At 74.5% G+C, this 20,813-nt stretch carries 16 protein-coding genes; 7 read left to right on the forward strand and 9 right to left on the reverse strand.

Translation table 11 applies throughout. From position 1 onward, the window contains the following. Positions 1-126 precede the first annotated feature (126 nt). Both ACWEO5_RS22860 and paaN read left to right on the forward strand, forming a co-directional pair. Positions 127-927: a hypothetical protein gene (locus tag ACWEO5_RS22860; protein ID WP_452164140.1), complete on the forward strand. Its 801-nt coding sequence runs from the start codon at positions 127-129 to the stop codon at positions 925-927. A 100-nt stretch (positions 928-1,027) separates the two neighbouring features. Beyond that, positions 1,028-2,722 carry a phenylacetic acid degradation protein PaaN gene (gene paaN, locus ACWEO5_RS22865; RefSeq protein ID WP_452164141.1) on the forward strand — a complete coding sequence of 565 codons (1,695 nt, stop codon included), beginning with the start codon at positions 1,028-1,030 and terminating at the stop codon, positions 2,720-2,722. Between the two features lie 18 nt (positions 2,723-2,740). On the opposite strand, the gene ACWEO5_RS22870 is transcribed toward paaN, so the two are convergent. The 4 genes from ACWEO5_RS22870 to ACWEO5_RS22885 all read right to left on the reverse strand — a co-directional run bounded on the left by ACWEO5_RS22870 (position 2,741) and on the right by ACWEO5_RS22885 (position 7,458). Next, on the reverse strand, positions 2,741-3,580 hold the full coding sequence (locus ACWEO5_RS22870) for a hypothetical protein (protein ID WP_452164142.1): 840 nt from the start codon (positions 3,578-3,580) through the stop codon (positions 2,741-2,743). 280 nt (positions 3,581-3,860) lie between these two features. Further along, positions 3,861-4,790 (reverse strand): RNA polymerase sigma-70 factor, encoded by a 930-nt coding sequence (locus tag ACWEO5_RS22875; RefSeq protein ID WP_452164143.1) that lies wholly within the window; start codon positions 4,788-4,790, stop codon positions 3,861-3,863. After that, positions 4,787-5,989 (reverse strand): NAD(P)/FAD-dependent oxidoreductase, encoded by a 1,203-nt coding sequence (locus ACWEO5_RS22880; protein WP_452164144.1) that lies wholly within the window; start codon positions 5,987-5,989, stop codon positions 4,787-4,789. Before ACWEO5_RS22880 ends, ACWEO5_RS22875 begins: the two co-directional genes overlap by 4 nt. A gap of 233 nt (positions 5,990-6,222) precedes the next feature. After that, positions 6,223-7,458 carry a glycosyltransferase gene (locus ACWEO5_RS22885; protein WP_452164145.1) on the reverse strand — a complete coding sequence of 412 codons (1,236 nt, stop codon included), beginning with the start codon at positions 7,456-7,458 and terminating at the stop codon, positions 6,223-6,225. A 130-nt stretch (positions 7,459-7,588) separates the two neighbouring features. Between ACWEO5_RS22885 and ACWEO5_RS22890 the strand changes: the two genes are divergently transcribed. The 4 genes from ACWEO5_RS22890 to ACWEO5_RS22905 all read left to right on the forward strand — a co-directional run bounded on the left by ACWEO5_RS22890 (position 7,589) and on the right by ACWEO5_RS22905 (position 14,322). Continuing rightward, complete coding sequence (locus ACWEO5_RS22890; protein WP_452164146.1) at positions 7,589-9,067, forward strand: FAD-dependent monooxygenase; 1,479 nt, start codon at positions 7,589-7,591, stop codon at positions 9,065-9,067. A 177-nt stretch (positions 9,068-9,244) separates the two neighbouring features. After that, positions 9,245-11,413, forward strand: coding sequence for a protease pro-enzyme activation domain-containing protein (locus ACWEO5_RS22895; protein WP_452164147.1), 2,169 nt, complete (start codon positions 9,245-9,247; stop codon positions 11,411-11,413). Positions 11,414-11,661: 248 nt separating this feature from the next. Then, positions 11,662-12,759, forward strand: a complete 1,098-nt coding sequence (locus ACWEO5_RS22900) for an XRE family transcriptional regulator (RefSeq protein WP_452164148.1) — start codon at positions 11,662-11,664, stop codon at positions 12,757-12,759. A gap of 276 nt (positions 12,760-13,035) precedes the next feature. After that, a complete protein-coding gene (locus ACWEO5_RS22905; protein ID WP_452164149.1) occupies positions 13,036-14,322 on the forward strand; it encodes a peptidoglycan-binding protein in 1,287 nt (428 codons plus the stop codon). Positions 14,323-14,349: 27 nt separating this feature from the next. On the opposite strand, the gene ACWEO5_RS22910 is transcribed toward ACWEO5_RS22905, so the two are convergent. From ACWEO5_RS22910 to ACWEO5_RS22930, 5 genes are all read right to left on the reverse strand, one after another. Further along, entirely contained in the window at positions 14,350-15,009 is a 660-nt protein-coding gene (locus ACWEO5_RS22910) for a TrmH family RNA methyltransferase (protein WP_452164150.1), read from the reverse strand. Beyond that, positions 15,006-17,156: an FUSC family protein gene (locus ACWEO5_RS22915; RefSeq protein ID WP_452164152.1), complete on the reverse strand. Its 2,151-nt coding sequence runs from the start codon at positions 17,154-17,156 to the stop codon at positions 15,006-15,008. The genes ACWEO5_RS22910 and ACWEO5_RS22915 overlap by 4 nt, the downstream gene beginning before the upstream one ends. Before the next feature lie 51 nt (positions 17,157-17,207). Continuing rightward, complete coding sequence (locus tag ACWEO5_RS22920) at positions 17,208-18,299, reverse strand: HTTM domain-containing protein (protein WP_452164153.1); 1,092 nt, start codon at positions 18,297-18,299, stop codon at positions 17,208-17,210. Then, entirely contained in the window at positions 18,296-18,922 is a 627-nt protein-coding gene (locus ACWEO5_RS22925) for a DUF5819 family protein (protein WP_452164154.1), read from the reverse strand. The genes ACWEO5_RS22920 and ACWEO5_RS22925 overlap by 4 nt, the downstream gene beginning before the upstream one ends. Positions 18,923-18,983: 61 nt before the next feature. Beyond that, the gene (locus ACWEO5_RS22930; protein WP_452164155.1) at positions 18,984-20,108 is read right to left on the reverse strand and encodes a rhodanese-like domain-containing protein; all 1,125 of its coding nucleotides are present in this window, start codon (positions 20,106-20,108) and stop codon (positions 18,984-18,986) included. Between the two features lie 214 nt (positions 20,109-20,322). On the opposite strand from ACWEO5_RS22930, the gene ACWEO5_RS22935 reads away from it, so the two are divergent. Then, positions 20,323-20,813 (forward strand): PAS domain-containing protein (locus ACWEO5_RS22935; protein WP_452164156.1); only part of this gene is annotated, 491 nt, incomplete at its 3' end.

Below are 20,813 nucleotides of genomic sequence, written 5' to 3' on the forward strand. Positions count from 1 at the left end.
TCGGGCGGGGAATTCCGCAAAGGACACCCAAGAACGGGTAAAGAGCGGGTATCCGACCCGCAGGACCGACCCCGCCCGCTGCGACACTCGCGCGTCCGATTCCCGTACGAACCAGGGATGCGCCAGATGCCCCTCCACCGACTGCCGACCGCCCTCGCCCTGTCCGCCCTCGCCCTCGGCGCCCTGACGGCCTGCGGCTCGAAGGGTGACTCGACGGACGCGGCGGCCCACGCCCCGTCCGCCTCCGCCTCCGCCTCCCCGTCCGCCTCCGCCTCCCCGTCCCCGTCGCCCTCCCCCACCGCGCCCGCGCTGGCCGACCTGACGGCGGGCGAGATCGCGCAGAAGTCCCGGGACGCGGGCGAGAAGCTGAACAGCGTCACCATGACCGTCAACTACCCCGGCTACCCCGGCGGGGCGTTCGACGGCAGCTTCACCGAGGACAACAGCGGCAACTGCCACGGCACGTTCAGCATCGGGGGCCAGGGCTCGGCGGAGATCGTCCGCGTCGGCACCGACGTCTGGCTGAAGCCGGACGCCGCCTACCTGAAGAACCTGCTCGCCGGCACTCCCGCCAAGGCCGTCGGGAAGTGGGTCCCCAGCCCGAACACGGTGAAGGACAAGGCGTTCTTCTGCGACCTGGGCGTGCAGTTGGAGAAGCGGGTCGGCCTGCACACCGACGGCAACCTGGTCGACGGCATCGCCAAGGGCGGCACCAAGCAGGTGGACGGGGTCCCTGCGGTCGTGCTCACCATGACCGACGACGACGGCGCCCCGGTGCGCTACGACATCGCGGCCGAGGGCGAGCCGCGCCTGCTGGTCACCGAGACCGAGAGCAGCACCGGCGGCGGCATGGTCGTGAAGCTCGGCGGCTTCGACCAGCCGGTGCAGGTCACCGCCCCCGCCGCGGACCAGGTGTTCCAGCCCTGACCCGGCGGCCGGGCGAACCGGCGGGGCCGGGGCCCTTGCACCGACCGATCGTTCGGTTACGCTGAGGAGCGTCCCGCCCCGCCCCCGTGAGGAGCGCACCATGGCCGCTGCGACCCCCGCCCTGCCGGTCGCCGAACTGCTCGCCCGCCACCAGGACACCCTCGACCGCGCGCTGGCAGCGATCGCCGCCCGCGACTACTGGTCCCCGTACCCGGAGTTCCCCAAGGCGTACGGGGAGGGCGCCGCCGCCGACGGCAAGGCCGCCTTCGACGCCTTGCTGGGGCGGGAGTTCGAGCTGCCCGGCCACCCCGGCGGCGGCGAGCCGGTGACCGGCGAGGCGAGCCCGTACGGTCTCGAACTGGGCATCGGCTACCCGCACGCCGAGCCGGACGCGCTGCTGGCCGCGCTGGAGGCGGCCCGCCCCGCCTGGGCGCGGGCCACCCCCGCCGAGCGGGCCGCGGTCTGCCTGGAGGTGCTGGCCCGGATCAACGCCCGCTCGCACGAGTTCGCCCAGGCGGTGATGCACACCACCGGCCAGGCGTACGGCATGGCGTTCCAGGCGGGCGGCCCGCATGCCCAGGACCGCGGCCTGGAGGCGGTGGCGTACGCGTACGCCGAGCAGACCCGGCTGCCCCGCTCGGCGAGTTGGACGAAGCCGCAGGGCAAGCGCGAACCCCTGGTGCTGACCAAGGAGTTCACCACCGTCCCGCGCGGCACCGCACTGCTGGTCGGCTGCAACACCTTCCCGACCTGGAACGGCTACCCGGGCCTGTTCGCCTCGCTGGCCACCGGCAACGGCGTGCTGGTCAAGCCGCACCCGCGCGCGGTGCTGCCGCTGGCACTGACCGTCCGGACCGCCCGCGAGGTGCTCGCCGAGGCCGGCTTCGACCCGAACCTGGTCTGCCTGGCCGCCGAGCACGAGGGCTCGGCGATCGCCAAGGTGCTGGCGCTGCGGCCCGAGGTGAAGCTGATCGACTACACCGGCTCCACCGGCTTCGGCGACTGGCTGGAGGACAACGCCCGCCAGGCGCAGGTCTACACCGAGAAGGCCGGCGTCAACACCGTCGTCATCGACTCCACCGACGACTACCGCGGCATGCTCGACAACCTGGCGTTCGCGCTCAGCCTGTACAGCGGCCAGATGTGCACCACCCCGCAGAACCTGCTGATCCCGCGCACCGGCATCCGCACCGAGGACGGCGAGCGCTCCTACGAGCAGGTGGTCGCCGATCTGGCCGCCGCCGTCGAGGGCCTGCTCGGCGACGACAACCGGGCCGCCGCCATCCTCGGCGCCGTGGTCAACCCGGGCGTGCTGGCCCGCAGCGCCGCCGCCGCGGGCGGCGAGTACGGTGAACTCGCGCTCGCCCCAAGGGTGGTGGCCTCCGCCGAGTTCCCCGGCGCGACCATCCGCACCCCGGCCCTGCTGAAGGCCGACGCCGACAAGCCGGACGACCGCTCGCGCTTCCTGACCGAGTGCTTCGGCCCGGTCGTCTTCGCGGTCGCCGTCGAGTCCACCGCCGCCGCCGTCGAACTGCTCCGCCGCACCACGGCCGAGCAGGGCGCGATGACCGCCGGCGCCTACACCACCGACCCGGCCGTCGAATCCGCCCTGGTCGAAGCCTGCCTGGACGCCGGTGTCTCGCTCTCGCTCAACCTGACCGGCGGCGTCTACGTCAACCAGACCGCGGCCTTCTCCGACCTGCACGGCACCGGTGCCAACCCGGCCGCCAACTCGGCCTACTGCGACGCCGCGTTCGTGGCCAACCGCTTCCGCACCATCGAGGTCCGCAGGTAACCCCCGGCCCCGCTGGGCCTACCCGGTGAACGTGGCGGGCAGGCCCAGCGGCAGCGCTCCCTTCGCGGCGCGCATCGCCTCCCGCACCCGGGCCGCTCCCGCGCGGGTGGTGGCCTTGCGGTCGACCGCGCGCCGCCTGGGCGCGAGGCCCGCGCAGGCGAGGCAGATCCCCGGCCGGGGGACGGGGTCGTGGCAGCTGGCGCACTCGCTGTACCGGGCCGTGGCCCGGGGTGCGGGCACGGGCGGCATCTTGCGTTGCAACCGGTCGCGGAGCACGGCCACCGGGGAGTGCAGCGGGGCGGGCAGGCCGGGCAGCAGCGCGGTGGCGAGGTCGGCCGCGCTCGCCCCGCGCTCCTGCCACTGGACCACCAGCGGTGCCAGCGCCTCGGCCTCCGCCTGCCCGATCCGCAGGCGGGGCTCGGGCCGCACCACCCGCAGCAGCACGGCCGCCGCCTCGCGCAAGCGCCCGTTCACCACCGCCTCCCGCCGCCCGGTCGTCTCGGTGGGGAGGGAGGGTTCTTCGTCCGGGTCCTTTGTAAGGACGACAGCACCGGTGGCCTCCGGCGCACCGGGCCCCGGCAGGACGGCACCCGGTGGCAGCACCGGCTGCGGGGTGTCGTACACGTGGTTCTCACTGACGATCGTGCCGTCTTCGAGCTGGACCTTCACCACCCGGTAGTACCCGGCCGACGCCAGCTCCCGCAGCGCCTGGTAGACCGCCCGGCGCCCCTGCGGACTGCTGTCCGCCATGTGCCGGCCGTCCTCCCGCCAGCCGTCCGGCCGCGACAGCAGGTCCCCCAACAGCCCCCGCGAGGTGTAGGTCAGCCTGCGGTCCTGCAGGACCTCGTTGGGCAGCACCGTGAAATTGCGCGCGTGAGCGCTACGATGAACACGCATGGGAGTTCGTGCTCCTGATGCCGGGCCCCGGGGTGTTGGTAGCACCGCCGGGGTCAACTATTTCCGTTTCCGACGCGGAACGTAGCACACGTACCACCCGAAAACCGACACGGTCGGCAAGCGGTCAATCCTGCCCGCTCCACGCACCTGACTGGTCGTCAATCACCACATTCAGCAGGAGAATTTTCTTTCTCTGCCCGCCTCCGATCACCCGCCCGACCCGCCGGGCCGGCGGAGGTGCTCAGCCGAGGTCGTACCGGGTGCCGTCCTCGACGGCGCGCAGCTTGTCGGGGTTGGCCACGTTGTGGATGGTCGAGATCCGGCCCTCCGGGTCGAAGTCAAAGGTCAGTGTGGCCATCACCCGGTCGGGGCCGCGGAAGACCACGCCGGGGCCGCCGTTGATCGTGGTGAGTTCGGCCCGCATCCGGTCGGGCTCGACGCCCTGGTAGGTGGCGGTGCCGAGGGCGGCGAACCAGTTGGCCACGGTCTGCCGGCCGATGACCGGCTTGAGGGCCTGGCGGACCTTGCCGCCGCCGTCGGTCCACACCGTCACGTCCGGGGAGAGCAGTTCCATCAGGGTGTTGAGGTCGCCGCCGGTCGCGGCCGCCAGGAAGCGCTCGGTGACGTCGCGTTGGCGGGCGCGGTCCGCGGTGAAGCGCGGCCGGCGGGCCCGGACGTGCTCGCGGGCGCGGTGCGCGGCCTGCCGGACCGCCGGTTCCGAGCGCTCCACCGCCTGCGCGATCTCGGCGTAGCCGAAGGCGAAGACCTCCTTCAGCACGAAGACGGCGCGCTCCAGCGGGCTGAGCGTCTCCAGGACGACCAGCAGGGCGGTGGAGACCGAGTCCGCCGCGGCGACGCCGTCGGCCGCGTCCGGGCCGGTGAGGACCGGTTCGGGCAGCCACGGCCCGACGTACGCCTCGCGCTGGTGGCGGGTCGAGCGGAGCCGTTCCATCGCCAGGTTGGTGACGATCCGGGACAGGTAGGCCCTGGGGTCGGCGACCCGGGAGCGGTCGGCCGCCGACCACTTCAGCCAGGCGTCCTGGACGGCGTCCTCGGCGTCGGCGGCGCTGCCGAGGACGCGGTAGGCGACCGAGAAGATCAGGGTGCGGTGGCGCTGGAAGGCGAGCTGGTCGGGGTCGTCCGGCCGCGGGCCGGTCACTGGCTGGGTCACTTCGCGCTCCTGGTGCGGGTGTGGCGGCCGCCGCGCGGCCAGATCGCGCCCGAGGCGGGCGTCTTCTTCATCCGGATGAAGGTCGGCCACGGCGAGGCGGTGACCGTCTCCTTGTACTTGGCGGCCCACCGGCCGGTCAGCACGATCCGGCGCGGGCTGCCGTCGGGGTGGGTGAACTGCACGACGGCGTCGTCGCGGCCCAGGCTGACGGGGGTGTGGTAGTAGCCGAAGCGGAAGTCCCGGGGCTCCTTCCCGGCCAGGGTGCGCAGGATCGCGAGGGCCGCGTGCACGCCGGTGGGCATGCCGCCCTGGCAGGTCCCGTGCATCATGCCGTAGCCCTGGCGGACCGCCGCCGCGTCGCCCACCGCGTAGACGTCCGGGTGCGAGACCGAGCGCAGCGCGCGGTCGGTGACCACCCGGCCGCGTCCGTCGACGGTCAGGCCCGCGGCGGCGGCCAGCGGCGGGACGCGGGTGCCGCTGGTCCACAGCACCGCGTCGGCCGGGACGCGGGTGCCGTCCGCGAGGAGGACGCCGTCCGGCAGCACCCCGGTCACCTCGACGCCGGTGCGCACCCGCACGCCGAGGCGGGCGAGGGCCGTGTCCAGGTGGGCCCTGGCCCTGGGACGGGTGCCCGCGCCCGGCGCGTCCCGGCCGAGCAGCACGACGGTGAGCTCCGGGTGCCGTTCGGCGATCTCCGCGGCGGCCTCGACGCCGGTGAGGCCGCTGCCGCCGACCACGACCGTTCCGGCGCCGCGCCGGGCCAGCCGGTCGAGCCGGTCGGCGAGGACGGCGGCGCCCTCCCGGTCGTCGAGGGTGTGGGCGTGCTCGGCCGCGCCGGGGACGGCGGTGTCCGCGACGCTGCCCAGGCCGTAGACCAGGGTGTCGTAGCGCAGGACGCGGTCGTCGTCGATCCGGACGGTCCGCGCCCCGGCGTCCACGGCGGTGACCCAGCCGCGGACGAAATCGGCGCCGGTGCCGTCCAGCAGTTCCGGGATGCTCAGCTCCGCGGTCCGCCGGCCGGTGGCGGCCGTGTGCAGCCGCATCCGCTCGGTGAAGGTGTCGTACGGGTTGACCAGGGTCACCCGCAGGTCGTCGCGCCCGCGGGTGCGGGCCGCGAGCTGGACCGCGGCCGCGAGCCCGGCGTAGCCGGCCCCCAGGACCAGGACCTCGTGCCGTCGCGGTGCCACCGTGCTGTCCATCTGCCGCCTCTTTCCGTTGGTCGTCTCCGCCGTGCGGACGACCACCAGACGCGAGCTGCCCTCCCGTTCGTGACATCGGTCGCTGTGTCCCGCGTCACACCTCCCGGAGGCGCCCCGCCACCGCGGCCCGGCCCGGCAGCGAAAAAGCGAAAAGCGGGCCCGGACGCCGTCCCACAACAGCGTCCGGGCCCGCACCCTGTCCGGGGGGAGCGGACAGGGAGTCGTCAGGTTCCCTACGAACGACGGGGGTTGAACACCCACACCCGCAGCAGCACGAACCGCACCAGCGTCGCGGCCGCGTTCGCCGCCACCAGCACCACCAGCTCCACCCCGTGCCCGGCGTCCGGCGAGGCGGCGTGCAGGACGGCGACGGCGCCGCTGGTGAGGACCAGTCCGACCAGGAAGGCCAGCCCGCCCTCCAGTTGGTGCTTGAGGGCGTCCCGGCGGCCGGTCACGCCGAAGGTGAAACGCCGGTTGGCGGCGGTGTTGAAGACCGCGGTGACGGCCAGCGCCAGCGCGTTGGCGACCAGCGCGGGCACCAGCTGCCGCACCCCCAGGAACAGCAGCAGGTAGGCCAGCGTGCACAGGCCGCCGATCACCGCGAAGCTGACGGACTGCCAGCCGAGGCCGGGCGGCACCTGCGCCCGCCGGACCCGGTCGGGCAGGTCGACGCCGCCCTTGCCGGCCAGGGTGCGCCGGGCGACCCGGGCCATGCCCTTGAGGTCGTCGACGACGGTGCGGACGATGTCGACCCGGCTGTCCGGGTCGTCCACCCAGTCCACCGGCACCTCGTGGATCCGCAGCCCGGAGGCTTCGGCGAGCAGCAGCAGCTCGGTGTCGAAGAACCAGGCGTTGTCCTCGACCTGCTCCAGCAGCCGCTTGACCACCTCGGTGCGGCCCGCCTTGAACCCGCACTGGGCGTCGGAGAACTTGGCCGCCATGGTGGCCCGGAGCAGGAAGTTGTAGGTGCGCGAGATGAACTCCCGCTTGGGCCCGCGCACCACCGCCGAGCCGCGGTGCAGCCGGCTGCCGATGGCCAGGTCGCTGTGCCCGGACAGCAGCGGCGCGACCAGCGGCAGGAACGCCTCCAGCCCGGTCGACAGGTCGACGTCCATGTAGGCCACCACGTCGGCCTCGCTGTCGCCCCACACCTGCCGCAGCGCCCGCCCCCGCCCCTTGAGGTCGAGGTGCACGGCGCGCACCGGCCCGAGCTCCGCGGCCAGCGCGGTGGCGACCTCCCAGGTGCCGTCGACCGAGGCGTTGTCCGCCACGGTGATCAGGTAGTCGTACGGGAAGGTCTCCGCGAGGTAGGCGTGCAGCTCACGGACGCAGCGCTCCAGCGAGTGCTGCTCGTTGTACACGGGTACGACGATCTCCACGAGCCTGGTCCTCACCACGGTGTCGGCCGGGTCTCGGCCGTCGACCGCCGGGACGGGCCGCAGGGTCTGGCGCATCGCTGGCTGTGTCATGGGAAGGAGGTTCACAGTCCCTGATGGGCCCGCGATGATGGCAGCCTGAGAGCGCGCTGAGAACCCGGGCTCCGTGGACTCCGGCCGGCGCCCGCACCGGCCCTGGCTGCAAGACGAACGGGAGAGACGGATGTCCGAGACGGAGTTCACCGCGGACGTGCTGGTGGTCGGCGCCGGCCCGACCGGCCTGTTGCTGGCCGGCGACCTGGCCGCGGCCGGGCTGCGGGTCACGGTGCTGGAGAAGCGGGCCGAGGAGTCCGGCCTGACCAGGGCGTTCGCCGTGCACGCCCGCACCCTGGAGCTGCTGGACGCCCGCGGCCTGGCCGACGAGCTGATCGCCACCGGCCGCCCGGTGCCCTCGATGCGGGTGTTCGGCCGGCTCCGGGTCGACTTCGCCGGCCTGCCCACCCGCTTCCCGTTCGTGCTGGTCACCCCGCAGTACAACACCGAGCGGGTGCTGCGCGAACGGGCCGTCAAGGCCGGTGCCGAACTGCGCCGCGGCACCGAGGTGACCGGCCTGCGGCAGGACGCCGCGGGCGTCACGCTGACCGCCCGCACCGCCGACGGCACCGAGCGGAGCCTCCGGGCCCGCTACGCGGTCGGCGCGGACGGCGTGCACTCCGCGGTGCGCGACCTGCTGGGCGTCCCGTTCCCCGGCGAGTCGGTGGTGCGTTCGGTGATGCTGGCCGACGTCCGGCTGGAGCACGCGCCCGAGGAGCCGCTGACGGCGGGCGCGGGCGAGGCCGGCTTCGCCTTCCTGGCCCCGTTCGGCGACGGCTGGTACCGGGTGATCGGCTGGAGCCGCGAGCACCAGGTGCCGGACTCCGAGCCGGTGGTGCCGGGCGAACTCGCCGACCTGCTGCGCGAGGTGACGGGCCGGGACCTCGGCCTGGGCGAGGTCCGCTGGACCTCCCGCTTCCACAGCGACGAGCGCCAGGCCCCCAGCTACCGCTCCGGCCGGGTGCTGCTCGCGGGGGACGCCGCGCACTGCCACTCCCCGGCCGGCGGCCAGGGCATGAACACCGGCCTGCAGGACGCCGCCAACCTGAGCTGGAAGCTGGCCTCGGTGCTCCGCGGCTGGTCCCCCGACGCCCTGCTGGACACCTACCAGACCGAGCGCCACCCGGTCGGCCGGGCGGTGCTGCGCTCCTCCGGCGCCCTGGTCCGGCTCGCCCAGGGCCGGCACGCCCCGACCCGGGTGCTGCGCTCGGCGATCGGCGCGGCCGCCGACCACCTGGGCCCGCTGGCCGAGCTGGGCGCCAAGCAGGTCTCCGGCCTCGGGTACGCCTACCCGGCCGAGAAGGGCGCCCACCCGCTGGTCGGCCGCCGGGTCCCGGACCTGCGCCTGGCGGTGGACGCGCCGGGCGGCCCGGCCCGGCTGCACGAGGCGCTGCGCTCCGGGAAGGCGGTGCTGGTCAGCAACGACGAGCTGTCGGTGGCGGACTCCTGGGCGGAGCGGGTGGTCACCGCGGCCCCCGCCGACCCGCACGGCAAGCTGCGCGACACCGTGCTGCTGGTCCGTCCGGACGGGCACGCGGCCTGGGCCTGCGCCGATCCGACCAGGGGCGAGCTGCGGGCGGCGCTGAGCCAGTGGCTCGGCCGCCCCTGACATTCAGTGTGCACCGGAGCGAAATAGGGCCAATTCACTGAATTGAATTCACGCTTCACAGTTGACTGTTTTTTAGTAAGCAATTGCCCGGGCATGGGCCTTTTCCCGCGAGTTCTCTGAGAGATTCTGGCGAGCGTTTTCGAAACCCGGAACGCCGCCAGATTTCCGGAGGAGCCCGTGCGACCCCGCTCGCTCGCCCTTGCCGCCGCCCTCGCGGTCCTTCCCCTCGCCGCCGTCTCCCTGGGCACCGCAACCGCCCAGGCCGCCCCCTCCCCCAACGCCACCGCCCGGGTGGCCCTGCCGCAGACCGTCACCCCGGCCGTCGCCCGCTCGCACCGGCAGGGCGACGTCCCGGCCGACCGCCGGATATCCGTGGCGGTCTCGCTGAAACTGCGCGACACCGCAGCACTGGACGCTTTCCTCACCGCGGTCGCCACCCCCGGCACCGCCGAATACGGGCACTACCTGACGCCCGCGCAATTCACCGACCGGTTCGGTCCGACCGCGGCCGGTGTCGAGCAGGTCCGGGCTTTCCTCACCGCCCAGGGGCTGAAGGTCGACTCGGTCAGCGCCAACCGCCAGGTGGTGAACGCCACCGGCACCAGCGCGCAGCTCTCCGCCGCCTTCGGCACCCACGAGTCGACGTACACCGACCCGCAGCAGGGCGGCCGGACGTTCTTCGCCAACGACGCCGCCGCCTCGGTGCCGGCCGCGCTGGCGGGCGTGGTCGAGGGCGTCAGCGGCCTGAACGACCACACCGTGCGCACCACCCGGCTGGCGGAGCCGCGGGCGTCCGCCCCGCACGCCACCCCGTCCGGCTTCGGCCCGGCGACGTACGACGGCGCGTACCGGCTGAACCAGCTGGGCGCGGACGGCACCGGCTCCACCGTGGCGCTCTGGGAGTTCGACGGCTACAAGTCCTCGAACCTGACCACCTACGACAGCCAGTTCGGCCTGTCCGGCCCGGCGGTGAGCACCGTGTCGGTGGACGGCGCGAACTACGACGCCAAGCCCGGCGACGGCCAGGGCGAGGTGGAGCTGGACTCCGAGATCGTCCGCGGCGTCGCCCCGAAGGCCACCCAGCTGGTGTACGAGGCGCCCAACAGCGACCAGGGCGAGATCGACATGGCCGCCAAGATCGTCTCGGACAACCGGGTCTCGGTGATCTCCATCTCCTGGGGCTCCTGCGAGCCGGACACCACCGCCTCCTCGATGACCGCGGTGAACAACTCCTTCAAGCAGGCCGCCGCCCAGGGCATCTCGATCTTCTCGGCCTCCGGCGACGACGGCTCCCGGGACTGCACCCGCTCGACCTCCGGCTCGACCGTGAAGGCCGTGGACTTCCCCGCCTCCAGCCCCTACGACACCGGCGTCGGCGGCACCAACCTGAAGGTCTCCGGCACCGCGTACAGCTCGGAGAGCGCCTGGTCGACGGCGGGCGGCGGGGTCTCCACCCAGTTCGCCAAGCCGAGCTGGCAGACCGGCACCAACGTCACCGGCACCATGCGCACCGTCCCGGACGTCGCCTCGAACGCCGACCCGAACAGCGGCTTCGCGATCTACACCCAGGGCAGCTCCAGCCCCGGCTGGCAGGTCTACGGCGGCACCTCGGCGGCGGCCCCGCTGTGGTCCGGCTTCGCCGCGCTGTACAACCAGAAGGCGCTGGCCGCCGCCAAGCCGGTGCTCGGCGAGGCCAACCCGAAGATCTACGCCGTCACCAACTCCGCCTCCTACGGCAGCGCCTTCCACGACGTCACCAGCGGCGCAAACCAGGACTTCGGCACCAGGACCGGCTACGACCAGGTCACCGGCTGGGGCAGCCCGGTCGCCGACGGCCTGGCCGCCGCCCTGCTCGGCTCCGGCGGCACCACCCCGCCGCCCACCGGCTCCTGCACCGCCGCCCAGCTGCTCGGCAACCCCGGCTTCGAGACCGGCAGCGCCGCGCCCTGGACCTCCTCCACCGGCGTGGTCGACAACTCCACCTCCGAGGCCGCGCACGGCGGCTCCTGGAAGGCGTGGCTGAACGGCTACGGCTCCGCCCACACCGACAGCCTCGCCCAGACGGTGTCCGTCCCGTCCGGCTGCACCGCCAAGCTGAGCTTCTGGCTGCACGTGGACACCGCCGAGACCACCACCACGACGGCGTACGACAAGCTGACCGTCTCGGTGAACGGCACCACCGTCGCGACCTACTCCAACCTGGACCGCGGCACCGGCTACGCGCAGCGGACGATCGACCTGAGCGCCTACGCCGGGCAGAGCGTCGCGGTGAAGTTCACCGGCGTCGAGGACTCCTCGCTGCAGACCTCGTTCGTGGTCGACGACACCGCGCTCAACGTGTCCTGACCCCTCGCCGACAGCGGTGCCGGGAGGCCCTCCGGGGCTCTCCCGGCACCTGGCGTGTCGGCAGTGTTGCCGGTTCGGTCCGCTTGCGAAATGCTTGTCGTGACCACTGTCATATGTCCTGATTAATGACGTAGCCTCTCAACCCTCATAGGGTTCCCACACGCTCGGCGACGCACCACCGAAGCACCGCCGAGCACCGTGGCGCCGGGGGTGATCCCGCCGAACCCGCCGGGTGGGGAAGGTGTCGCATGGGCTCGCAACAACCGCAGCACGCCGGCCGGCTCCGACTGGTCGGACAGCGCGACCACAGCGGCGAACCGCCGCCGCCCGTCCCGCCGACCGCACCGGCCCCGGCCGCCGCACCGGCCCCGCAGCCCTCCCGGACCCCGCAGCCCTCCCGGACCCCCCAGGCCGCGCCGGCCCCGCCGACCGCTCCGACCGCGCCGGCCCCGCCCGGCGGTTTCGCCGAGGTGCTGAACGCCGCCGTCGAGAACAGCGGCCTCAGTCTCGACCGGATCCGCGCCGCGCTCGCCAAACAGGGCGTCAGGGTCAGCGTCACCACGCTCAGTTACTGGCGGCGCGGCCGCAGCCAGCCCGAACGCGCCACCTCGCTGCGCGCCGTGCACCTGCTGGAGGAGCTGCTCGGGCTGCGCCACACCGCGCTCACCGCCCTGCTCGGCCCGCCCCGCCCGCGCGGCCGCTGGGTCACCCAGGGACCGGCCCCCGACGGCCTGCGGCTGGAACAGGTCTGGCCCGGCCAGGCCGAACTGGTCGAGGTGTTCGCCGAGCTCGACGCCCCGCCGGCCGGCCAGCTGGAGCGCCAGTCCATCCACGACGCCTACTACGTCGACGCCTCCCGCCGCGGCCACCTGCTGCGGATGCGCCAGGTGGTGCGGGCCACCGTGGACGGCGTCACCCGGCACGTGGTCGTCCACAAGGCCGACGAGGGCGTGCAGAGCTGTCCCGAGATCACCTCCGTCCGGCACGCCCGGCTCGGCCGGGTCCGCCGCCGCCCGCTGAGCGGCCTGCTGGTCGCCGAGCTGCTGCTCGACCGGCCGCTGGCACTGGGCGACTCCACCGTCCTGGAGTACGAGGTGCAGATCCCCGACTCCGGCCCCACCACCGACTACGGCCGGTTCTTCCCCGCCCCGGTGCGCGAGTACGTCCTGCAGGTGCACTTCGACCCCGCCGCCGTCCCGGTCCAGTGCGAACGCTTCGACCGCGCCCCGGGCACCGAGGTCGACCGCCACCGCGAACCGCTGTGGATCGGCGCCTCGGCCAGCGCCCACGTGCTCACCGCCGACCAGCAGCCCGGCCAGATCGGCATCCGCTGGCAGTGGGAGTAGTCCCCCCTCGCCCGCCGCTTCCCTCCCGAATCTTCCCTATCCTTCCCTTTGCTTCCCATTCGCTCCCCTTTATTACCTTTCCTTCCACTTCGTGCACTTTCGCCCCTTTCATCCCATTGGCCCCGTTTCGCCCCTCGCCACGCCCGACCCCGCGGTGCGCGCGTTCACCCGAACCGCCCTGTCGGACGCCCCATCAGGTGGTCCGCGCCACCTCCCCCGGGGAACGTGAGTCCCACTCAGCGAGCTCACGAGGAAAGGCGGGACCCACCCGTGCTGATGGAGTTCAGCGATGTCGAACCGGACGACTCCTGCGCCTGCGGCGGCTGCGCCGACCGCCGCCGGGCCCGGCTGCACGCCGTCCGCTCGCCCCGCCGCCGCCCCCTCGGGGCCCGCCGCGCGGCCTTCCTGCTGGCCGCCGCCGGCGGCGTGCTGGGCGGCTCCGCGGCCGCCCCGGCCGCGGCCGCGCCGCGCACCGACAGCAGCCCGCTGATACCCGACTCCCCGCAGGGCGAGGTGGCCGGACCCTACGGCGCGGACCCCGCCGCCCACCGCTCCATAGCCGTCCAGCCCGCCACCACCCGGGCCGAGATCCTGCGCCGGGCGCAGACCTGGGTGGACCGGAAGGTGCCGTACAGCATGAACACGTACTGGTCGGACGGCTACCGGCAGGACTGCTCGGGCTTCGTCTCGATGGCCTGGGGCCTGGGCAGCAGCCAGACCACCTGGACGCTGCCGGACTTCGCCGACCGGATCACCAAGGACGACCTCCAGCCCGGCGACGCGCTGGTCTACAACAACCCCAAGGACCCGGAGGGCGGCTCGCACACCGTCCTGTTCGGCGGCTGGGTGGACGCCGCCCGCACCAAGTACACCGCCCTGGAGCAGACCCGCCCCGGCACCACCAAGCGCAGCACCCCGTACGCGTACTGGAGCAACGCGAGCGGCTACCTCCCCTACCGCTACAAGGGGCTGAGCCAGCCGATGCCCGCGCCGGACTCCGACGCCTTCCCCGGGGCGGACAAGTTCGGGCCCGGCCAGGTCAACCCGTACGTGACCCGGCTGGGGAAGATGCTGGTCGAGCGCGGCGGCGGCCGGTTCTACCGGGAGGGCCCCAGCCCGGACTGGGGCGAGGCCGACCGGAAGGCCACCGAGGCGTTCCAGCTGGCGCAGGGCTGGCGCGGCACCGAGGCGGACGGCTACCCGGGCAAGGACACCTGGGACTACCTGGTGCACCACAAGGGCAAGGACATCCCGCCCGCGACCGCCCCGACCCCCGCCACCCCGGCCGACCCCGGCACCCCGAAGCCCCCGCCGCCCGCGCAGGCCCCGGCCTTCCCCGGCGCCGACCGGTTCGGCCCCGGCAAGGTCAACGACGACGTGCTGCTGCTCGGGCGGCAGCTGGTCGCCAAGGGCTTCGGCGCCGCCTACCGGGAGGGCCCGAGCCGGGACTGGGGCGAGGCCGACCGCCTGAACGTGGCCGCCTTCCAGCGCGCCCGGGGCTGGAGCGGCGCCGAGGCCGACGGCTACCCCGGCCCGCACACCTGGAAGCTGCTGTTCTCCTGAGCCGCCCCCGGCGGGGGCCCGCCGCGCTCAGGAGACCGCGGCGTGCTCCCGCACCCAGGCGTGCATGGCGATCGCGGCGGCCGCGCCCGCGTTGATCGAACGCGTCGAGCCGAACTGCGCGATCGAGCAGACCGCCGCCGCGTGCTCCCACGCCTCGGCGGTCAGCCCCGGCCCCTCCTGCCCGAACAGCAGCACGCAGCGCTCCGGCAGCCGGAAGGTCTCCAGCGGCACCGCGCCCGGCAGGTTGTCGATCCCGATCACCGGCAGCCCGCGCTCCGCGGCGAAGGCGGCCAGCGAGGCCACCGAGCCGTGGTGGCGCACGTGCTGGTAGCGGTCGGTGACCATGGCCCCGCGCCGGTTCCACCGCCGCCGCCCGACGATGTGCACCTCCTCGGCCAGGAAGGCGTTCGCGGTGCGCACCACCGAGCCGATGTTGAAGTCGTGCTGCCAGTTCTCGACCGCGACGTGGAAGCCGTGCCGCCGGGTGTCCAGGTCCGCGACGATCGCCTCGTGCCGCCAGTACCGGTAGCCGTCCACCACGTTGCGCCGGTCGCCCGCGGCCAGCAGTTCCGGGTCCAGCCGGGGGTCGGCGGGCCACGGCTCCGGGTGCGGGCCGACGCCGATCTCCCGGTCGTCGCCAAGGTCGTCGTACTGCTCGCCCAGCTGGGGCACCGAGGTGTCGCTCACGCCCCCAACGGTACGGGCTCGGGCCGGGCCGCCCGCTGCCGCGTCCGCACCGAGCGCTCCAGCTCGGTCAGGGCCTGCATGACCAGCCGGGCCCCGGCCCGGGTGACGTCGATCCGGTCGTCCCGGGGCAGCCCGGCCAGCTGGTGGTCCCAGGTCCGGTGGGCCTCGCGCAGCAGGGTGAAGTCGACGTCCTGGCCGAGCAGCACCGCGGCGGCGGCCAGCGCGGTGGCGTCCCGCAGCTCCTCGCCGAACGCGGCGGCGCCGGGCACCGCCGGGGCGTCCTCCCCCGGCAGGTGGGCCTCCAGCAGGACGGTGGAGCGGTCCAGCATGCCGACCGCCGACCGGGCCTTGTCGAACTGCTTGCGGCTCAGCTCCCGCAGCACCTGCTCGTCGTGCCGCACCGGCTCCACCTCGGCCCGGTCCAGCGCCGCCAGCATCTCGCTGCGCGCCTCCCGCACGTCCAGCAGCGCCGGCCGCACGTCCGCCGTGGCGTGCCCGCCCGCCGGATCCCCGTACGCGGTGAACACCGCCGCCGCGTACCGCCCCGCCGAGGCCAGCCACTCCGCCAACCGCTCCGGCAGCCGGGCGGTCTGCCAGGTCGGGAACAGCGCGTACGCGGCGAGCGCGATGAACCCGCCCAGCAGCGTCATCGACACCCGGTCCACCGCCAGCCGCACCGGGTCGCCCGGCTGCAGGCCGAGCAGGAACACCACGTACGAGGAGATCGCCACCGTGGTCACCGCGTACCCGGTGCGCATGGTCAGGTAGGCCAGGCCCATGCAGCACACCGCCAGCACCGCCAGCACCCAGTCCCCCGGGTCGAACAGCTGCACCACGGTGGTGGACAGCAGCACCCCGGCGGCCGTCCCGGCCACCCGGGCCACGCCGCGGCTGAAGGTCTGCGCGAAGTCCGGGCGCATCACCATCGCCGTGGTCATCGGCGCCCAGTAGCCGTGCTCGATCCGCAGCAGCCGGGCCGCCAGGTAGGCGGAGGTCACCACCACCGCCATCCGCGCCGCGTGGTGGAAGATCGCCGAGTGCCGGTGCAGCTGCCGCCCGACGGTGGCCAGCGCGGCGGGCGCGACCTTGGCCAGCGGCGGGCGGCGCAGGCCGGTGGTGGGCTCGGTGCGGGTCTGCACGGTGCCGCGGTCCTGCCGGTCGAGCCGGTCGGCGGCCCGGCCCAGCAGACCGGAGAGCCGGCGGGCCGAGCGGCGGGCGCCGCCGCGCAGCAGGTCCTCGCCGCTGCCGCTGCCGGGGCGGGCCAGCGTCAGACCCGGGGTGTCCTTGGGCAGCCGGAGCGGGTCGCCGCTGCGGATCGCCCGGGTCAGCGCGTCCAGCACCTCGGCGGCGGCGGCCAGCACCTCCCGGGCCCGGTCCCGCTCGGGGCCCTCCTCGGCGGCCCCGACCCGCGGATCGGCCAGCGCCGCCAGCGCCGGGCGGATCCGCTCGGCGATGGTCCGCAGCCCGCGCAGCTCGGGCGGGCGGCGCCGGGCCTGCCGGGCGGTCAGCTTGGCGGCCTGCCGGCCGACGATGAACGGCTCCGGATCGACCTGCGCCACCGGGTCGTGCCGCAGCCGGCGGGCGTAGTCGCCGAGCCCGGCGTAGATGTCGGCCAGCGCGTCGCGCTGGGCCCGCCAGCTGTCGATCGGCCAGAGCGTCACCACCAGGGCCTGGACCGCGCCGCCGACCGAGCAGAGCAGCCCGTGCTCGATCGCGGTGGGCACCGACACCGGCAGCTGCACCACCACCATCATCACCGCCAGCGTGTTGGCGGCGACCACGCCCGCGGTCGGCCCGATCGCCCAGGCCAGCCCGGCGCCGAACGCCCACAGCGCCAGCAGCACCGGGTACGCGCCCGGGATGCCGACCGCCACGTAGCCCAGGAAGGTCGACAGGCCCAGCCCGGCGGCGGCCACCAGCGCCAGCGAGGCGCGCGGCCGGAACGAGCGCTGGAAGGTCGCGGTGCCCGCGATGAACGCGCCCATCGCCGCCGAGGTGGCCTGCGCGGGCCCGAACAGCAGCAGCGTCGGGAAGACCACCAGCGCGGCCGCCACCGCCCCGCGCAGCGCCCGCTTCGGGTTGGTCAGCGAGCGGTCCACGGTCAGCCCGGCCTTCGCGGTGTCGCGCAGGGCGGTGAACCAGGACATACCGTGAGCTTAACCACTTTTCGCGCGGCGACCCGTCGGCCGCCCGGCCCCTCAGCCGTCCGACCCGCCCGCCGGCTCGGCCGCCACCGCTTCCACCGGCCCGGCCGGTTCACCCGCCGGCCCGGCCGCCTCCCCCACCGGCCCGGCCCCCGGTCCGGCCGGTTCACCCGCCGGCCCCGCCGCCCGCCGGGCCGCCCACCACGCCGCCGCCCGCCCCTGCACCGCCAGCAGGAAGGCGGTCGGCAGGAACACCGCGTCCGCGGAGACCATCGCCAGCGAGAAGAACGGCAGCCCGAGCAGCAGCGCGATCGCCAGGTGCTCGACCACCATCACCGCCAGCAGCACGTTCTTCAGCCGCCGCGCGGCCAGCGAGAACGGGAAGCCGACCTGCATGACCACGGTGCCGTAGGTCAGCGCGAAGGTGACCAGCAGGCTGCCGCCGAGCAGCCCGGACAGCTCCGGCCAGGGCGTGAAGTAGCCCAGCTTCAGCGGGTAGAAGACCGCGGTGCCGTCCTGCCAGCGGGAGCCCTGCACCTTGTACCAACCGGCCGTGGCGTACACCAGCACCACCTGGGCGGCGATCACCAGCATCGCGCAGTTGTGCAGCATCGCGGCCAGCGCGTCGGCCAACGCCCGCGGCTCGCCCCACTCGGACGGGTCCTTGCCGGGCCGGCGGGCCCGGCGGCGGGCGTCCAGCGACCAGACCCGGCCGCAGCGGGTGAACACCAGGTAGATCGCCATCAGGTGGACCAGGTTGTCGCCGCCGTCGCCGAGGAACACGTTCCGGTTCTGCAGCGACAGCACGGTCAGCGCGAACAGCACCGAGGAGGCCCTGGTTCGCCAGCCCAGCGCCAGCGCGAGGGCCGACAGCAGTGCCAGCAGGTAGACCGCCTCGAACCACCAGCGGCCGTCGCTCCAGGACAGCGCGGTGAACGCGTGGGTGTCGGCCAGCAGCCGCTCGTTCAGCGCCGCCGACCAGGGCGAGCGGTCCCCGTACAGCACCCGCCGGTTGGGCCACTCGCGCAGCAGGTAGGCGCCCCAGGTGCCGGCCACGCCGATCCGCACCACGGCGGCCTGGTGGGGGGCGAGGGTGGTCAGCAGGCGCGGCAGCGCGGCCCGCACGGCGGCGGCGGGGCCCGTCACGACAGGCCCTCCCGGTCCTCGGGCTGGACCGGCCACCAGGGCAGCTCGCGGGAGTGCGGGGCGGTGTCCACCTGCTCGGTGCTCCAGGACGGCGGGGCGACGGCGGTGAGCGTGACCCGCAGCTGGACCTGGATCACCCGGCCGCCGTCCCCGCCGATCCGCTGCAGCGCGATCCGCTCCAGGTACTGCTCGGCCAGCTGCCCGCGCGAACCGGGCACCGCCCGGACGTCGCCCTCGCCGTGGGTGGACTCGTAGAAGTCCCAGGCCCGGCGCAGCAGGTTCTGGTCCAGGTGGCTGGGCGCCGGGTCGTGCCGGATCGCCGCCCAGTCCTGCGCGGTCAGCCCGTGCCAGTCGCCGGTGACGACCTGCCCGTCGGCGCCGATGCTCTGCACCCGAGCGTCCACCGTGACGTTGCGCTGCAGCGGGTCCGGCGCGAACAGCTTCCAGTTCTGCTCGAACTCCGGGTACACCACCCAGTCGATCTGGGTCCGGTACTCCTTGGACACCGAGTTCGCGGGCGCCACGTACAGGAAGAGCACGCCGAGGAACGCCAGGACGCCGCCCCCCAGGGCCACCCCGGCGAGCACCAGCACCACCCGGGCGGGCTTGGACCAGACGCGCACGGCGGCCATCCTGCCGTACCGCCCACGCGTTCGAACAGGGGCGCGGGCCCTTGCGTCCGCCCTACAGGACGAACGGCTGCTGCCCGGTGCCGCTCACCATCGGACGGCCCGCGGCCTCCCAGGCGAACATCCCGCCGTCCACGTTGACGGCGTCCCGGCCGCCCGCCACCAGGTACTGCACCACCTGGGCGGAGCGCCCGCCGACCCGGCACATCACGTACAGCCGCCCCTCGGGCAGCTCGTCGAGGCGGGCCACCACCTGGCCGATCGGAATGTGCAGCGCGCCGTCCACGTGCCCGGCGTCCCACTCGTCCTGCTCGCGGACGTCGAGCAGGACGGCGTCGGCGGGCACCGAGGCGGCGTCGGCGGTGGGCAGCTGAGCGAACATCGAGGGGTTCTCCCGGGGTGCGTGGTCGGACGGGTCGTTCGGGCCATTGTCGGGCAGCAGCGCGGCCAGCCGCGCCTGCCGCTCGGCGGCGGTGGCCAGCAGCCGCTCGGCGAGGTCCTCCAGCAGCCGCTCCGGCTCGTCCGGGCGCAGCAGCAGCAGCTCGCCCATCGGGGTCCGTTCCAGCCGCACCCGTTCCACCGCCAGCGCGGTGATCCGGCCGGACAGCCACTCCAGGCGCTGGCGCAGCCAGCCCAGCCGGTCGGGGGAGTCCGCGGCGGGCGCCGAGTCCGGGGAGGAGGACCACTCCTCGGCGAGCCGCTCCAGCTCCGCCGCGTCGGCCAGCGCGTACGCCTCGTTGACCCGGGCGATGAACGCCGAGCGGCGCTCCTGCTCGGCCGGGTCGGTGGTCAGGTCGGGGTGGGCGCGGCGGGCCAGCTCGCGGTAGACCCGCTGGGCGTCCTTGTCCGGGCGCACCCGGCGGGCCTCCGGCTCGCCCTCGCGCGGGCCGCGCTCCTCGGCGGGCTCGACGCGCTCGCGGGCCTCCCGGGCCCGCCGCAGGTCCTCCGGGTCACCGCTGAGCGCCGCCGTCGTCTCGGCGATCAGCGCGTCCAGCTCGTCCAGCTCGGCGTACAGCGGGCCGAGCAGCTGGTGGTGGGCCAGCGCGAAGTTGTCGATCTCCACCCGCAGGGTGGCCACGTCGACGTCCAGGGTCAGCCAGGCCAGCTCGGCCGCCTCGACCCGCTCCTCCAGGTCCCGCCGCTCCGGGTCCGCCCACACCTCGACGCTCGGTACGCTCACCCTGGCCACCCTACCGGGGTGCGCCGCGCACCCGATCGGGTGGCGACGTAGCACCCCGGGGGCGCACGGCGGGCGACACGCAACTGATACGGACGAATCTGCCCGATTGACTACCTCCTCCAGCCGTCTCCGTGCTTCATTGGAGGGCGCGCGCAAGGACGCGCGCACCGGCCAGGAGGAGCAGCAAGCACAACAAAGGGGCAGACCGATACCCATGGTGGACCAGCCCGACTCCACACCACCCGCCGGAGTGGTCGCCCTGCTCCGGGTCGCCGCCGTACTGGTCGACCCGGACGGCCGGATCGCACTGTGGAACCGCACCGCGGAGGAGCTGTTCGGCCACCGCGCCGAGGTCACCCTCGGCCGCGCCGCGCGCGGCCTGCTGCCCGCCGTCGACCCCCGCCCGGACGGCACCGGCCAGGCCCACCGCGGCGACGCCCTCGACACCCTCGACGACCTGGTGCTGGACGGCCCGTGGGCCGGCCCGCTCACCGTGCACGACCGCGAGGAGCGCCCGCGCGACGTGCTGTGGTGGGCCTACCCGCTGGTCGAACCGGTCGGCCGCTCGCTGCTCCTGCTGGCCACCGACGCCCGGCCGCTGCGCGCCGCCGGCCCCCGGATCGCCCTCGGCGAACGCCTCGTGCCGTACGCCGCCGCGCCCGCCGCGGCCCGCCCGCAGCAGGTCGACGCCGCCTTCGCCCCGCC

The sequence above is a fragment of the Kitasatospora sp. NPDC004272 genome (genome assembly GCF_053603035.1).

What these genes read in the sequence shown, in the direction of transcription:
- ACWEO5_RS22860 (WP_452164140.1), top strand. Translation starts at nt 127, where the DNA reads ATGCCCCTCCACCGACTGCCGACCGCCCTCGCCCTGTCCGCCCTCGCC.
- paaN (WP_452164141.1), top strand. Translation starts at nt 1,028, where the DNA reads ATGGCCGCTGCGACCCCCGCCCTGCCGGTCGCCGAACTGCTCGCCCGC.
- ACWEO5_RS22880 (WP_452164144.1), bottom strand. Translation starts at nt 5,989, where the DNA reads ATGGACAGCACGGTGGCACCGCGACGGCACGAGGTCCTGGTCCTGGGG.
- ACWEO5_RS22885 (WP_452164145.1), bottom strand. Translation starts at nt 7,458, where the DNA reads ATGACACAGCCAGCGATGCGCCAGACCCTGCGGCCCGTCCCGGCGGTC.
- ACWEO5_RS22890 (WP_452164146.1), top strand. Translation starts at nt 7,589, where the DNA reads ATGTCCGAGACGGAGTTCACCGCGGACGTGCTGGTGGTCGGCGCCGGC.
- ACWEO5_RS22900 (WP_452164148.1), top strand. Translation starts at nt 11,662, where the DNA reads ATGGGCTCGCAACAACCGCAGCACGCCGGCCGGCTCCGACTGGTCGGA.
- ACWEO5_RS22905 (WP_452164149.1), top strand. Translation starts at nt 13,036, where the DNA reads ATGGAGTTCAGCGATGTCGAACCGGACGACTCCTGCGCCTGCGGCGGC.
- ACWEO5_RS22915 (WP_452164152.1), bottom strand. Translation starts at nt 17,156, where the DNA reads ATGTCCTGGTTCACCGCCCTGCGCGACACCGCGAAGGCCGGGCTGACC.